13 protein-coding genes and 1 pseudogene are annotated in these 15,215 nt (G+C 39.2%); 12 read left to right on the plus strand and 2 right to left on the minus strand.

Features of this window, described 5'->3' with window-relative positions:
- Position 1 precedes the first annotated feature (1 nt).
- Together H280_RS0103715 and H280_RS0103720 are read left to right on the plus strand one after the other, a co-directional pair.
- On the plus strand, positions 2 to 1,129 hold the full coding sequence (locus H280_RS0103715; protein WP_020059768.1) for a sensor histidine kinase: 1,128 nt from the start codon (positions 2 to 4) through the stop codon (positions 1,127 to 1,129).
- Positions 1,126 to 1,728, plus strand: coding sequence for a response regulator transcription factor (locus H280_RS0103720; RefSeq protein WP_020059769.1), 603 nt, complete (start codon positions 1,126 to 1,128; stop codon positions 1,726 to 1,728). The genes H280_RS0103715 and H280_RS0103720 overlap by 4 nt, the downstream gene beginning before the upstream one ends.
- Positions 1,729 to 1,766: 38 nt before the next feature.
- Here the strand turns inward: H280_RS0103720 and H280_RS24635 are convergent.
- A pseudogene (locus H280_RS24635) lies at positions 1,767 to 2,386 on the minus strand (M4 family metallopeptidase); the annotation flags it as partial.
- Between the two features lie 87 nt (positions 2,387 to 2,473).
- On the opposite strand from H280_RS24635, the gene H280_RS0103730 reads away from it, so the two are divergent.
- Entirely contained in the window at positions 2,474 to 3,334 is an 861-nt protein-coding gene (locus H280_RS0103730) for a helix-turn-helix domain-containing protein (RefSeq protein ID WP_020059770.1), read from the plus strand.
- Positions 3,335 to 3,418: 84 nt separating this feature from the next.
- On the plus strand, positions 3,419 to 3,565 hold the full coding sequence (locus H280_RS0103735; protein WP_020059771.1) for a quorum-sensing peptide PapR: 147 nt from the start codon (positions 3,419 to 3,421) through the stop codon (positions 3,563 to 3,565).
- Positions 3,566 to 3,636: 71 nt separating this feature from the next.
- On the opposite strand, the gene cls is transcribed toward H280_RS0103735, so the two are convergent.
- Entirely contained in the window at positions 3,637 to 4,830 is a 1,194-nt protein-coding gene (gene cls, locus H280_RS0103740; RefSeq protein ID WP_020059772.1) for a cardiolipin synthase, read from the minus strand.
- A gap of 294 nt (positions 4,831 to 5,124) precedes the next feature.
- Here cls and H280_RS0103745 point away from each other — a divergent pair, with 294 nt between their 5' ends.
- The 8 genes from H280_RS0103745 (at position 5,125) to pyrG (ending at position 15,201) form a co-directional block, all read left to right on the plus strand.
- Positions 5,125 to 7,233, plus strand: a complete 2,109-nt coding sequence (locus H280_RS0103745) for a heterodisulfide reductase-related iron-sulfur binding cluster (protein ID WP_020059773.1) — start codon at positions 5,125 to 5,127, stop codon at positions 7,231 to 7,233.
- A 108-nt stretch (positions 7,234 to 7,341) separates the two neighbouring features.
- The gene (locus H280_RS0103750; protein ID WP_231401758.1) at positions 7,342 to 8,538 is read left to right on the plus strand and encodes an acetyl-CoA C-acetyltransferase; all 1,197 of its coding nucleotides are present in this window, start codon (positions 7,342 to 7,344) and stop codon (positions 8,536 to 8,538) included.
- 17 nt (positions 8,539 to 8,555) lie between these two features.
- Positions 8,556 to 9,407 carry a 3-hydroxybutyryl-CoA dehydrogenase gene (locus H280_RS0103755; RefSeq protein WP_020059775.1) on the plus strand — a complete coding sequence of 284 codons (852 nt, stop codon included), beginning with the start codon at positions 8,556 to 8,558 and terminating at the stop codon, positions 9,405 to 9,407.
- 77 nt (positions 9,408 to 9,484) lie between these two features.
- Positions 9,485 to 10,615 carry an acyl-CoA dehydrogenase gene (locus tag H280_RS0103760; protein WP_020059776.1) on the plus strand — a complete coding sequence of 377 codons (1,131 nt, stop codon included), beginning with the start codon at positions 9,485 to 9,487 and terminating at the stop codon, positions 10,613 to 10,615.
- A gap of 13 nt (positions 10,616 to 10,628) precedes the next feature.
- The gene (gene acdA / locus H280_RS0103765) at positions 10,629 to 11,768 is read left to right on the plus strand and encodes an acyl-CoA dehydrogenase AcdA (protein ID WP_020059777.1); all 1,140 of its coding nucleotides are present in this window, start codon (positions 10,629 to 10,631) and stop codon (positions 11,766 to 11,768) included.
- Positions 11,769 to 11,835: 67 nt separating this feature from the next.
- Entirely contained in the window at positions 11,836 to 12,480 is a 645-nt protein-coding gene (locus H280_RS0103770; RefSeq protein WP_020059778.1) for a TetR/AcrR family transcriptional regulator, read from the plus strand.
- Positions 12,481 to 12,815: 335 nt separating this feature from the next.
- Entirely contained in the window at positions 12,816 to 13,337 is a 522-nt protein-coding gene (rpoE, locus tag H280_RS0103775; RefSeq protein ID WP_020059779.1) for a DNA-directed RNA polymerase subunit delta, read from the plus strand.
- Positions 13,338 to 13,593: 256 nt separating this feature from the next.
- A complete protein-coding gene (pyrG, locus tag H280_RS0103780; RefSeq protein ID WP_020059780.1) occupies positions 13,594 to 15,201 on the plus strand; it encodes a CTP synthase in 1,608 nt (535 codons plus the stop codon).
- Positions 15,202 to 15,215: the final 14 nt, after the last annotated feature.

The raw sequence follows: 15,215 nt of genomic DNA on the forward strand, positions 1-15,215 counted from the left end.
AATGATGGAAAAGAAGCAGTTTGAACTCTTTCCAAAGCATATGGGAATTTTCCCTTATATATGGCTTGTATACTTGTTGTATCCTCTTTACAACTTGATGGGGCAATCAGGGTGGAAATTGATATTAGGAGGCGGAATGCTAATAATCTTTCTTATTGCATACCGCCAGCTTTATTTTGTGCCAAAAAATTTTGTTATGTGGGCTTGTATTCAATTGGTGATTACATTCTTATTTGGTACATTTTATGACCTATCTATGATTTTCTTTGGATTCTATACAGCAAATGCAATGGGATTTGCAGCAACAAAAAAACAATTTCGATTGTTATTTTTCCTTTTAATCGTAATGATTGGTTCGTTTATGTTGGTGAACATGCGTGAGTTTACAAACGCGTCTGCTATAACTACAATTCCGATGTTTATTTTAATGATCGTGACACCGTTTGGTATGCGGAATTTTAACCAGAAAAAAGTATTAAGAACACAATTAAGTGAAGCAAATGAACAAATTCGCGATTTAGTAAAGCGCGAAGAACGACAACGTATTGCAAGAGATTTACATGATACGTTAGGACATACGTTATCGCTTATTACATTAAAAAGTCAGCTTGTTGAAAAGCTTATTGTGAAAAATCCAGAACGAGCTTGTTTAGAGGCGAAGGAAATTACGCAAACATCTAGAACAGCGTTAAAACAATTGCGGGAATTAATTTCTGATATGCGGATGATTACCGTCGAAGAAGAGCTAGAGCAAGTGAAGGTGATTCTTCAAGCTGCTAGCATATCGCTTGAGGTGCAACTGGAGGCGAGTACGGATGTATTATCACCGTTAGAACAAAACATTGTAGGGATGTGTTTGCGTGAAGCGGTGACCAATATTGTGAAGCATAGTAAAGCAACAGAGTGCACGATTACATTATTTGAAGAACAAGGGAAATTGATCGTGAAAGTAAAGGATAATGGTGTTGGGTTACAAAAAAATCACGATGGGAATGGTATTCTTGGCATGAGGGAGCGATTGGCTCTTATTGATGGATTACTTAAATTACATGATGTTCATAATGGAACGATGTTAACGATACGTGTTCCAATTGTCATACGAACAGGGAAAGAAGGCGCGCGTGCATGATTCGAATTATTATTGCAGAAGATCAACGTATGCTTCGCGGAGCATTAGGAGCTTTACTGGATTTAGAGGATGACATTGAAGTTGTTGGACAAGCGGAAAATGGAGAAGAGGCTTTGAAGCTAATTGAAACATTACAGCCGGATATTAGTATTATGGACATTGAAATGCCGATTCAAAGCGGGCTGGATGTTGCTGAAACGTTACGGAAGCAAAAATTACCATGCAAAGTTATGATTTTAACAACATTTGCTCGTCCTGGTTATTTTGAACGCGCAATGAAAGCAAATGTTCATGGGTATTTGTTAAAAGATAGTCCGAGTGAAGATCTTGCAGCAGCGATTCGTAATGTTATGAATGAAAAACGAGAAATTTCTCCTGAGCTTATGTTTGGACTTTGGCAAGAGCAAAATCCTTTAACAGATAGGGAAAAAGAAGTTCTTCTATTAGCGAAAGAAGGAAAGACGACAAATGAAATCGCCAAAACACTATACCTTTCATCTGGGACTGTTCGAAATTATATTTCGGATATTTTAACGAAGCTAGATGCAAAAAATCGGATTGAGGCGATTGGAATTGCCGAGGAAAAAGGTTGGATATAAAAAAAGATGTTTACCAATGTGAATCGGTAAACATCTTTTTTTACCATTTTTTCTTGGAATAATATTTCACTATTAACAATTTGACTATTTTTTGTATATGCAAATATAATAATGTATGCATATATGTAACTGCCGTCTTGTTTTTTATAAATGACAGTTTCACTAGTAAATCCTTTTCTAATGCATCGTTTAGAACTTGAAGAGCATTTCGTAAGAAAGTTTTTACTTCATTTTTCGACAAAAAATTTGTTATAGTAAGATTAGATTGTCGTGCTAAATTTTGGGCAGCCTTGATGCTGACAGTTGTAATTACTCCATTTTTATCTACTTTTATAATTAAGTCTTGGCCGTATACTTTGTAGCTTTTATAAGTTTGGGTAAGACGTACTTCTGTTTGATTTTCTTTTGTTTCTTTATTTGTTAGTTGGAAATCAACATTGTTTTCAGTAGTAATTTGTTCTTGTTGTGCTTTTGCCCCTTGTACTTCACCTTTTAAGTATTTTTTCGCGACGTTTTCTTTCGTATCGGTTTGGGGGTCTGTTAGTTTTCCGATTGTTAGACTAGGCTGAGCGACGTCAACTGTTACTTGGTTCTTATTCATTTCTTGAGCATGAATTGTAAGAGGAAATTGCTGAATTTTATATAAATTATGCAGTATTTCATATAGAAAATTGTCAAAATGACATTATTGTAGCGGTATGGCCAGTTTTCAACTAAATTGCTATAAACGGGATGGTGGACGAATATGCACGCGCAGAAACTAGGAGCTGAAATTAAAAAGATTAGAGTAATGAGAGGTTTAACTCAAAAGCAGTTATCTGATAACATATGTCATCAATCGGAAATAAGTAGAATTGAATCAGGAGTAGTATATCCAAGTATGGATATACTGCAAGGAATGGCGGCGAAGCTACAAATACCGATCATTCATTTTTATGAAGTACTGGCTTATTCTGATATTGAACGAAAAAAACAATTTATGAGTCATATTAAAGCACTATGTAAACAAAAGAAGTATGAAGAAATTTATAAAAAGGTATGGGATGAATTAAAGAAAGAGGAAGATCATCCAGAGTTTCAACAGTTTCTTCTTTGGCATCATCACTTATCAGGGTACGTATTAAAAAAAATAAATTATGACTATTGCATTTTGGAATTGAAAAAATTAATAAATCAACAATTAGTTGGTATCGATGTCTTTCAGAATTTACATATCGAAAATTCAATTGCAAATATTTATGCGGAAAATGGACATATTCAAAAGAGTCTCGAACTGTATCAAGATATTTTAAAACAGTTGGAGTCATTACATAGTAACAGGGAATTTGCGGTAAAGGTTGGCTATAATTATGCTAAGACATTGTATTCAGATGAACAATATGAACGGGCTCTTTATCAGGTTGAAAAAGCAATTGAAACGTCATGCGGTATGGGCAACATGACACTCATTGGGCAATTATTTTATCAAAAAGGAGAATGCCTTAAAAAGCTAGGGCATTCGGAAGATGAGATTAGAACTGCTTATGAAAAAGCGCTTTTCTTTTTTGAACTATTAGATCTACATTCTTATAAAAATACACTATTAAACAAACTAAATATTCAATGAGGTAAAAAATGGTTATGCATAATTGCATGTTTTATGGATAAAATTTCATGTTATATTAGAAAAAAAGACATGGGGGAATGGAATATGAAGAAAATTCTTGTTGGTAGTTTATTAACATTAGCAATGCTAGCTGGTATTTCATTTGGTAGTGTGCTAGTAGATCAAAATCAAGCAGTAACAAATCATAATGATGTAGTACAATTAGCTTCAGATTTACCATATGAGCACTAAAATATAAAAACAACCGTCTATTCAAGACGGTTGTTTCTTTTTTTAGGCCTTTTTCTAAATTTTTATTTCTCTTATAGAAAAAAAGAAAGTAACGTTCCAATCCATTCCTTCCCTTTATCCAAAAAGGATAAAGAAGAAACATCGTCCATAGAAAGTAAAACAGCTGCTTCTAAATCTTGATCAATTTCTTTTTTCACTTGTTCTAAAAATGGTGAGCCATATAATATACAATTAATTTCATGGTTAATATATAAGCTTCGCTTATCAAAGTTTGCTGTTCCAATATCACAAATACAGTCATCTACCATTACAATTTTCGCGTGAAAAAATCCATCTAGAAATTCGTAAATATGACAGCCGGCTTGAATAAGCTTCCGGCAATATGGAAGTTTTGCTTCGCGAACAAAGGGATGATCCGCTTTTTTAGGTACGAGTATCGTGATGCGAACGCCTCTTCTTTGGGCACGCAGCAATGCGTTCATTAGTTTTTTGCTAGGAATAAAATAGGGCGTACCAATATACAGCTCTTTTGTTGCCTTTTCAATGAGATCGAGAAAAGTTTGTTGTAAATATGCACCGTCAGTTGGTATGAACTGATGAGCAGTCGCCCCCTTTTTTAGTATCGGAAAATAATAATTTTCGTGCAATAAGTCTTCATTTGTATCATCGCGCCAATCGTGTAGAAACTGCGTTTGCAAATCTTGTACACCTTCTTCGGTAAGCCGTAGATGATAGTCACGCCAAGGCCCTAGTTCTTTGTTGTGTCCTAAATATTCTTCCCCGATGTTGAAGCCCCCAATGTATCCAATTTTCCCATCAATAATTGTAATTTTTCGATGGTTTCTTTGGTTAACAGAGAAAAAGAGAAAGGGAAGGCGAATTTTATGACAAAATGAAAAATGTACACCGCGCTCCCTTAAGTTATGGATCATTTGTTTTGACAAATGATGGCTACCGATTCGGTCAAGAAGAAGGCGAACTTCAATACCCTGCTCAGCTTTTTCCGTTAAAAGTTGTAAAAAGGTATGGCTAATCTCATCATTTTTTACGATAAAAAACAAAATATGTATATGATGTTTAGCGTGTTGTATATCAGTAAATAGTTCCTTATATAATGTTTGACCATATGTATAAAGTTTAAAATTACTATGGCGTACAGGGAAGGAACGTAGTTTAAGGTTGTTTAAATGGATTTTTCTTCCGCATATAAAGTCGAAAGTTGCCCACAGTAAGAGAAAGATAAGGACGAGAAATAAAAAGTTCATGTAGTCATTCCCCCCTCTATATTCATTTTTATCCCGCTATTTGCCCACCCCTAGATATTCAGAGACTATTGGCATCAATGGGAAAGGAAAAACCCTACTGCTGAAAGTGTCGCTTTATAGTTTCACCGAAATAAAAAGCTTTATGAAAAAATATATTGTTGTATAACAAAAAACTGTTGACTGAATGCTCACTCATCATATAATGGGAGTAGGGGTAGTGAATTCAGAAAATTATTTATTTTTGAAGATTCAAAAATAAAAAGTTATACTACATGGAGAGGGGTTGGCAGAAATATGAATAGCTTATTAATTGTCAATTGGTTGGCGACAATCGCCGTCGTAGCGTATGCAGCGTATTTATTTGTGTATCTTATCCGCACACGAATTACCTACATACGATTAGGAAAGAAAGTAGAGTTTGATCGCCGTTTTAAAGAAAGATGGGATCTTATTAAAGGGAATGTCTTCGGACAAAAGAAGCTGCTCAAAGATAAAAAAAGCGGCATCATGCACGTTATGTTTTTTTACGGATTTATTCTTGTCCAGTTTGGAGCAATTGACTTCATATGGAAAGGCTTAGCACCAGGATCACATCTTCCACTTGGACCACTATATTCTGCATTTACATTCTTTCAAGAAATCGTCACACTCGTCATTTTAATCGCTGTCTTTTGGGCTTTTTATAGAAGGTATATTGAGAAGCTTGTTCGTTTAAAGAGGAACTTTAAAGCAGGACTTGTTTTAATTTTTATCGGCGGCTTAATGTTATCTGTTCTCCTTGGAAATGGAATGGGCATCATTTGGCATGGCGAGGAATTATCATGGAGTGAACCGATCGCTTCTGCAATCGCTTACTTATTTTCTGGAATTGGCGAAACAGCTGCAATTGTCGTGTTCTATTTTGCGTGGTGGCTGCATCTACTTATTTTGTTAACGTTTTTAGTTTACGTTCCGCAATCGAAACATGCGCATTTAATTGCAGGACCAGCAAATGTATACTTTAGTCGTTTAACAAACCCAGGAAAATTAGAAAAAATTGATTTTGAAGATGAAACGCAAGAAACATTTGGCGTTGGGAAAATTGAAGACTTCAAACAAACGCAGCTTATTGATTTATATGCATGCGTAGAGTGCGGCCGCTGCACGAATATGTGCCCGGCAACAGGAACTGGTAAGATGTTGTCGCCAATGGACTTAATTTTAAAATTGCGTGACCATTTAACAGATAAAGGTGCAGCAGTAACGTCGCGCGCACCGTGGGTACCAACCGTTGCATTTAACAATACAAAAGGCAACCAATTAGCGATGATGGCAGCTGGAGATGGACATCATGAATCGGCAGCAGCGCTATCATATGATCCAAGCTTAATTGGGGATGTCATTACAGAAACAGAAATTTGGGCTTGTACAACGTGCCGTAACTGTGAAGATCAGTGTCCAGTTATGAACGAACACGTTGATAAAATTATTGATTTGCGCCGCTACCTCGTTTTAACAGAAGGAAAAATGGATCCAGAAGCGCAGCGTGCCCTAACTAATATCGAGCGCCAAGGCAACCCTTGGGGACTGAATCGTAAAGAGCGTGAAACGTGGCGTACGATGGAAGAGGAAGTTTCCATTCCAACTGTGAAAGAAAAAGCAAAAGCAGGCGAAGAGTTTGAATACTTATTCTGGGTAGGTTCTATGGGCTCTTATGATAACCGCAGTCAGAAAATTGCGTTATCGTTTGCGAAATTAATGAATGAAGCTGGTATTTCCTTTGCGATCCTCGGAAATAAAGAGAAAAACTCAGGGGATACACCACGTCGCCTTGGAAATGAATTTGTTTTCCAAGAGATGGCAAGTAAAAATATTGAAGAATTCGAGAAAGCAGGCGTGAAGAAGATTGTTACGATCGATCCGCATGCGTATAACACGTTTAAAAATGAGTATCCAGACTTTGGCTTACAAGCAGAAGTCTATCATCATACAGAATTGTTAGCACAGTGGGTGAAAGAAGGGCGATTAAAACCAGTTCACCGCGTAGAAGAAACGATTACGTATCATGACTCTTGTTATTTAGGACGTTACAACGAAGTGTACGAAGCGCCGCGCAATATTTTAAAAGCGATTCCAGGTGTGAAGGTTGTTGAAATGGAACGTAATCGCGAAATAGGAATGTGCTGCGGAGCGGGTGGCGGTCTGATGTGGATGGAAGAGACGGCTGGTTCGCGTATTAACGTGGCACGTACTGAACAAGCACTTGCTACATCGCCAACGATGATCGGTACGGGCTGCCCGTATTGCTTAACGATGATCAGCGATGGTACGAAGGCAAAAGAAGTAGAAGAGCGAGTGCAAACGCTTGATATAACAGAGATTTTAGAGCGCTCTGTCATCGGACCGAAGAAAGAAGCAATGTAACATATAAGAATCCGTACAACTTTAGATAAAAGGAGGTGCAAGCAGTGCACCTCTTTCTCACAACAGCTGCACTGAACGAGCGTTCAATCAACGCCGTAATAAAAAGAAATGGGGGAATATGTTTTGACAAGAACAGTAATTTTAAGTGCTGCAAGAACACCTGTCGGAAAGTTTGGGGGAGCTTTAAAGGATGTAAAGGCAACGGAACTTGGAGGAATTGCAATTGGAGCGGCATTAGAGCGCGCGAATGTTGCAGCAAGTGATATTGAAGAAGTTGTATTTGGAGCGGTTATTCAAGGAGGGCAAGGACAAATTCCATCGCGCCAGGCTGCGAGAGAAGCAGGGATTCCGTGGGAGACTCGCACGGAAACAGTGAATAAAGTTTGTGCATCTGGACTTCGTGCTGTAACGTTAGCGGATCAAATTATTCGTACTGGCGATTATTCGTTACTTGTAGCAGGCGGCATGGAATCGATGAGCAATAGTCCATATATTTTACGCGGTGCGCGCTGGGGATATCGCATGGGGCATAACGAAGTTGTCGACTTAAATGTGGCAGATGGTTTGACGTGCTCATTTACTGGCATACATATGGGTGTGTACGGCGGCGATGTTGCGAAAGAAGACGGCATTTCCCGTGAAATACAAGACGAATGGGCATACAGAAGCCATATGCGCGCCGTTTCAGCACAAAAGGAAGGCCGCTTTGAAGAAGAAATTGTCCCTGTATCTGTGCCGCAGCGAAAAGGGGAGCCGGTAGTCGTAGCGCGCGACGAAGCGCCGCGCGAAGATACAACAGTTGAAAAGTTAGCAAAGCTAAAACCTGTATTTGATAAGGATGCAGCGGTTACAGCTGGGAACGCACCAGGCTTAAATGATGGAGCAGCAGCGCTCGTATTAATGAGTGAAGAGCGTGCGAAGGAAGAAGGAAGAAAGCCGCTTGCAACAATTTTAGGGCATACAGCGATAGCGGTGGAAGCAAAGGATTTTCCAAGAACACCGGGTTATGCCATTAACGAGCTATTAAAGAAAACTGGCAAGAAAATAGAAGACATTGATTTATTTGAGATTAATGAAGCGTTTGCTGCTGTAGCAATTGCAAGTGCAAATATTGCAGGCATTGACCCAGAGAAGATTAATGTAAACGGCGGAGCGGTTGCGATGGGCCATCCAATTGGAGCAAGCGGTGCGCGCATTATCGTGACTCTTATTCATGCATTAAAACAGCGCGGCGGCGGAATCGGGATTGCTTCTATTTGTAGCGGCGGCGGTCAAGGCGACGCAATCATGATTGAGGTTCAGTAAAAAAGGGGGCTATAAACATGACGGTACAAAAGATTGTCGTAATTGGTTCGGGGCAAATGGGTTCTGGAATTGCACAGGTGTGTGCGATGGCAGGGTATGACGTATATATGCAAGATTTAAAGCAAGAGCAGTTAGATCGCGGAATTGGGATTATTACTAAAAATTTATCTAGACAAGTTGAGAAGGGCCGCATGAGCGAAGAGGATAAGCAGGCAACGTTAAAACGTCTGACAGCAACGCTTACGCTAGATTGTGTAAAAGAAGCAGACCTTGTCATCGAAGCGGCTGTGGAAAGAATGGACATTAAAAAGCAAATTTTTGCGAACTTAGATGAATTAGCACCAGAGCATACAATTTTGGCAACAAATACATCTTCGCTACCAATTACTGAAATTGCAGCTGTTACAAATCGTCCAGAAAAAGTCATCGGTATGCACTTTATGAATCCAGTTCCGGTTATGAAGCTTGTCGAAATTATTCGCGGCTTAGCAACAGAGGACGCTGTATATGAAACGATTGAGGATATTACAAAAAAAATCGGCAAAGTCCCAGTTGAAGTAAATGACTTCCCAGGGTTTGTTTCTAACCGTATTTTATTGCCAATGATTAATGAGGCAATTTATACGTTATATGAAGGCGTGGCAACGAAAGAAGCAATCGATGAAGTTATGAAGCTTGGGATGAATCATCCGATGGGACCGTTGACACTTGCTGATTTTATCGGTTTAGATACGTGTTTATACATTATGGAAGTACTGCATGAAGGATTGGGAGATAGCAAATATCGACCATGCCCGCTCCTACGTAAATATGTGAACGCAGGCTGGTTAGGACGTAAGACAGGACGCGGTTTTTACGTTTATGAATAAGTAACACCCCTTTCGGTGTTACTGGCGGTCTTACTAAATCGTTCAATTACAGTAGAAAATAATTTGAGGTGGAGCAGATGAACTTTCAATTTACAGAAGAGCAGCAAATGATGCGGAAAATGGTTCGTGACTTTGCTGGGAAGGAAATTGCTCCCTTTGTTTCTACTATGGAACAAGGGGTGTTTCCTCGAGAAGTCCTAAAGAAAATGGGTGAGCTTGGATTAATGGGGATACCGATTCCAGCGAAATATGGCGGAGCGGAAATGGACTTTATTTCGTATATTTTAGCTATTCATGAAATTTCAAAAGTAAGCGCTACCGTAGGCGTGATTTTAGCGGTACATACTTCTGTTGGAACGAATCCTATTTTATATTTTGGAACAGAAGAACAAAAACAAAAATATCTTCCAAAGTTGGCAACTGGTAAATATTTAGGGGCGTTTGCGTTAACGGAGCCAAGTGCGGGATCCGATGCAGGGAGCCTGAAATCAAGAGCAGTTAGGCAAGGTGATGAGTACGTTATTAACGGTTCGAAAGTATTTATCACAAACGGCGGCGAGGCAGATACATACATTGTCTTTGCTTCTACAAATCCAGATGCGGGCACGCGCGGGATATCAGCGTTTATTGTAGAGAAAGATACTCCGGGTTTAATTGTTGGAAAAGATGAACACAAAATGGGGTTATTAGGTTCTCGTACAGTGCAATTAACGTTTGAAGATATGAAAGTTCCTGCTGAGAATTTACTTGGCGAAGAAGGTCAAGGTTTTAAAGTGGCGATGGCAAATTTAGATGTTGGTCGCATCGGTATTGGGGCACAGTCACTTGGAATCGCTGAGGCGGCGCTGGAGTGTGCTACCGATTATGCGAAAGAGCGTCATCAATTTGGCAAACCAATTGCTGCGCAGCAAGGGTTGGGATTTAAGCTAGCGGATATGGCAACAGCTGTCGAAGCAGCTCGCCTGCTCGTATACCGCGCCGCATCACTAAGGGCACAAGGTTTACCATGCGGGAAGGAAGCGTCAATTGCAAAATTATTTGCTTCTAAAACAGCAGTAGAAGTTGCTGTTGAAGGTGTGCAGGTACTTGGCGGTTATGGCTATACAAAAGAGTATGCTGCGGAGCGCTTCTTCCGTGATGCAAAAATATGTGAGATTTACGAAGGAACGAGTGAAATCCAGCGTTTAGTTATTAGCAGAGCGCTTTAAGGGGGAAATAGAGATGCATTTTAAACTATCAGAAGAGCACGAAATGATTCGGAAAATGGTTCGTGACTTTGCGAGAAATGAAGTGGCACCGACGGCAGCGGAGCGCGATGAGGAAGAACGCTTTGACCGCGCTTTATTTGATCAAATGGCGGAGCTTGGTTTAACTGGTATTCCGTGGCCTGAAGAGTACGGCGGAATTGGAAGCGATTACTTAGCCTATGTGATTGCAGTAGAAGAATTGTCACGTGTTTGTGCATCTACAGGTGTAACATTATCGGCGCATACATCGCTTGCAGGATGGCCAATTTTTAAATTTGGTACAGAGGAGCAAAAACAGAAATATTTACGTCCGATGGCAGAAGGAAAGAAGATTGGCGCTTACGGCTTAACAGAGCCGGGTTCTGGCTCTGATGCTGGTGGAATGAAAACGACAGCAAAGCGTGATGGTGATCATTATATTTTAAACGGTTCGAAAATTTTCATTACAAACGGCGGAATTGCGGATATTTATGTTGTGTTTGCACTGACAGATCCAGAGTCAAAGCAGCGCGGAACCAGTGCATTTATTGTGGAAAGTGATGCACTCGGATTTTCTGTTGGAAAGAAAGAGAGTAAGCTTGGTATTCGTTCTTCACCGACGACGGAGATTATATTTGAAGATTGCCGCATTCCTGCTGAGAACTTACTTGGGGGGGAAGGTGAAGGGTTTAAAATTGCAATGCAAACGTTAGACGGCGGCCGTAATGGCATTGCCGCGCAAGCAGTTGGTATCGCACAAGGTGCACTTGATGCTGCTGCTGATTATGCGAAGGAACGCCATCAATTTGGGAAACCAATTGCCGCGCAGCAAGGAATTGGCTTTAAACTAGCAGATATGGCGACTGGAGTAGAGGCGGCGCGCTTGTTAACATATCAAGCGGCTTGGCTTGAATCAGAAGGTTTGCCGTATGGAAAAGAATCAGCAATGTCGAAATTATTTGCAGGTGATACAGCAATGAAAGTGACAACAGAGGCTGTGCAAGTATTTGGAGGATACGGTTATACAAAAGATTATCCAGTGGAACGCTTTATGCGCGATGCAAAGATTACACAAATTTACGAAGGGACGCAAGAAATTCAGCGTCTTGTTATTTCACGTATGTTAACAAAGTAGAAGTTAGGAAGAAGCGTAGGAGCATCCTACGCTTCTTCCTGCAAAATGATAGAAAGGGGTGAAGGAGATGGTTAAGCACAATGTACAAGCCTCTGTGAAAGATGAAAGACTTATTGCACTTCGGCGTGAACAAATGATTAAAGGTGCTGTGCAGCTCTTCAAACAAAAAGGATTTCCGCGCACAACAACGAGAGAAATCGCAAAAGCAGCGGGCTTTAGTATTGGTACACTCTATGAATATATTCGAACGAAAGATGATGTGCTTTATTTAGTGTGTGATAGTATTTATGAACATGTAAAAGAGCGCTTAGAGCAAGTGCTTTGCAAAGGAAAAGGCAATGTTGATAGTTTAAAAGCAGCGATTACAAATTACTTTAAAGTTATGGATGAATTGCAAGAAGAGGTTCTTATTATGTATCAAGAGGTTCGTTTTCTACCAAAGGAATCGCTGCCTTACGTATTAGAGAAGGAATTTCAAATGGTAGGGATGTTTGAAGATATTTTACAGCAATGTGTTCAAAATAAAGTATTTACTTTAACAAGAAAAGAAATTCAACTGCTTGCTCACAATATTTTTATTCAAGGACAAATGTGGGGGTTTCGTCGCTGGGCGTTGCAGAAACTTTATACATTGGAAGAGTATACAGAGATGCAAATTCGCTATGTATTAAATGGTGCTCATATGATTCCGAACTATATAAATCCAAATTAAAAAATAACATAAAAGCATTTTTTTAGGTGGCGAGAGCACCTGGTCATGCATAGAAGCGGTCAAGGCCCGTCTCTGCCACATGCGAAATTCAAACACAAGGAGAAAGCAAGTAGCGGCCCCCTTTTTCTGCCTAACAGCAATCTATATGTCGAAAAATGAAAATGGATTCATATGAAAGGCGAAATAACCTTGCAAGATGCAAAGGGAATCACTTTATGATTCCCTATTTTTTTTGTGGCATATTTGGTGCAGTTTTGTTTATAATGAATAGTATGGATTTTTTTTGAACAGGCCTTTATATAATTAGGATATATAAGAAAGGAAGTGCCGCACAAGTGAATTTAAAGCAATTTTCACCAGAAGAGCTAAAAGAATTGTCCATGATCGAAGTTGTACATAGCTTGTTAGAGGACAAAAAACAAGCAACACCGTTTCATGATCTAGTTCAAGAAATTGCTCAATTACTGGAACTATCTGAAGAACAAGTTGCTGCGAAAATCGCGCAATTTTATACAGATTTAAATATCGATGGGCGCTTTATCAACCTTGGAGAAAATCGTTGGGGATTACGTGGATGGTACCCATACGAGCAAATTGATGAAGAAATTTTACCTCAACCGAAGCCTAAGAAGAAACGTAAAGTTGAGGAAGATGAGTTAGATGACTACATCGAAGAAGATGAAGATTTCGAAGAAGATAGCGACATCGAAGAAGAGGAAGAAGATGTAGAAGATCTTGATGAACTTCTTGAAGAAGATGATGATCTTGATGACTTAGATGAAGAAGATGATGATGATTTCGCTGATGAAGATGAATTAGAATACGACGAATCAGAAGAAGAAGAGGAAGAGCTGTAGTTCTTGACTTTTCATTATCGTCCATGTAGAATCATTTTTGGGCTCTTTAAAAAAGACGATAATAACTTTTACGTGTAAATATAAAAGAAAATTGCTCCCTATTTATTACTTTTGGTGATAAAGGGAGCAATTTTCTTTTTTGTTTTTTGTTTAGAAAAATGAAAGAGTCTAACAATAAGATAAGGTAAGTGTTAGCTACATATGTTGCGATTTGCAGCGGTAATTATATAACAGCAAAGTAGAAGGGAGCACATTCATGACTAAGTATATTTTTGTAACAGGCGGTGTAGTATCGTCTCTAGGAAAGGGGATCACAGCAGCATCCCTTGGAAGACTATTAAAAAATCGTGGTTTAAACGTAACAATTCAAAAGTTTGATCCATATATTAACGTAGACCCAGGAACAATGAGCCCATATCAACACGGTGAGGTATTCGTAACAGACGATGGCGCAGAAACAGATTTAGACCTTGGTCACTATGAACGTTTCATCGACATCAACTTAAATAAATACAGCAACGTAACAACAGGTAAAATTTACTCTTCTGTGCTTCAAAAAGAGCGCCGTGGTGAGTATTTAGGAGGAACTGTTCAAGTTATTCCTCACATTACAAACGAAATTAAAGAGCGTGTATATCGTTCTGGGCGTGAAACAAATGCGGATGTTGTTATTACGGAAATTGGCGGAACTGTTGGTGATATCGAGTCTTTACCATTCCTAGAAGCAATTCGTCAAATTAAGAGCGATATTGGCCGTGACAATGTAATGTACATTCATTGTACGTTAATCCCTTATTTAAAAGCAGCTGGCGAAATGAAAACAAAACCAACACAGCATAGCGTTAAGGAGCTTCGCAGTTTAGGTATTCAACCAAATATTATCGTTGTTCGTACAGAGCTTCCTGTTTCTCAAGATATGAAAGATAAGCTTGCGTTATTCTGCGACATTGATACAAAAGCAGTAATTGAAGCACGTGATGCAGATACATTATATGCAGTTCCATTATCTCTTCAAGAGCAAAACATGGACCAAATCGTTTGCGATCATTTGAAATTAAGCAATCCAGCTGCAGATATGACAGAGTGGAATGCATTAGTTGAGAAAGTACGCAACCTGTCTAAGAAAACAAAAATCGCCCTTGTTGGTAAATATGTAGAGCTTCAAGATGCATACATTTCTGTTGTAGAAGCACTTCGTCATGCAGGTTATAAATTTGATACTGATGTAGAAGTAAAATGGGTAAATGCTGAGCATGTGACAGCAGAAAACGTGAAAGAATTAGTTGGTGATACAGACGGTATCCTTGTACCAGGTGGTTTCGGGGACCGCGGTGTAGAAGGTAAAATCGCTGCAATTCAATATGCGCGCGAAAACAAAGTTCCATTCTTAGGAATTTGCTTAGGAATGCAACTTGCATCAATCGAATTTGCACGTAATGTATTAGGGTTAGAAGGTGCGAACTCTTCTGAAATTAATCCTGACACGCCTTACGCAATTATCGATTTATTACCAGAACAAAAAGATGTTGAAGATTTAGGCGGTACACTTCGTCTTGGTTTATACCCATGTAAGCTTACACCAGAAACAAATGCTTACAATGCATATAACGAACCGGTTGTATACGAGCGTCATCGTCATCGTTATGAGTTCAACAACCAATTCCGCCAAGACATGGAAAATGCAGGATTCCTGTTCTCTGGTACAAGCCCAGATGGCCGTTTAGTAGAAATTATCGAGTTAAAAGAACATCCTTGGTTCGTGGCAGCACAGTTCCATCCAGAACTTGTATCTCGTCCAAACCGTCCACAACCATTGTTCCGTGACTTCGTACAAGCTTCTATTATTAATAAAGAAAGTAAGTAATAAGAAAAGGCGTC

The organism is Bacillus sp. 123MFChir2, assembly GCF_000383235.1.
Taxonomy (GTDB): domain Bacteria; phylum Bacillota; class Bacilli; order Bacillales; family Bacillaceae_G; genus Bacillus_A.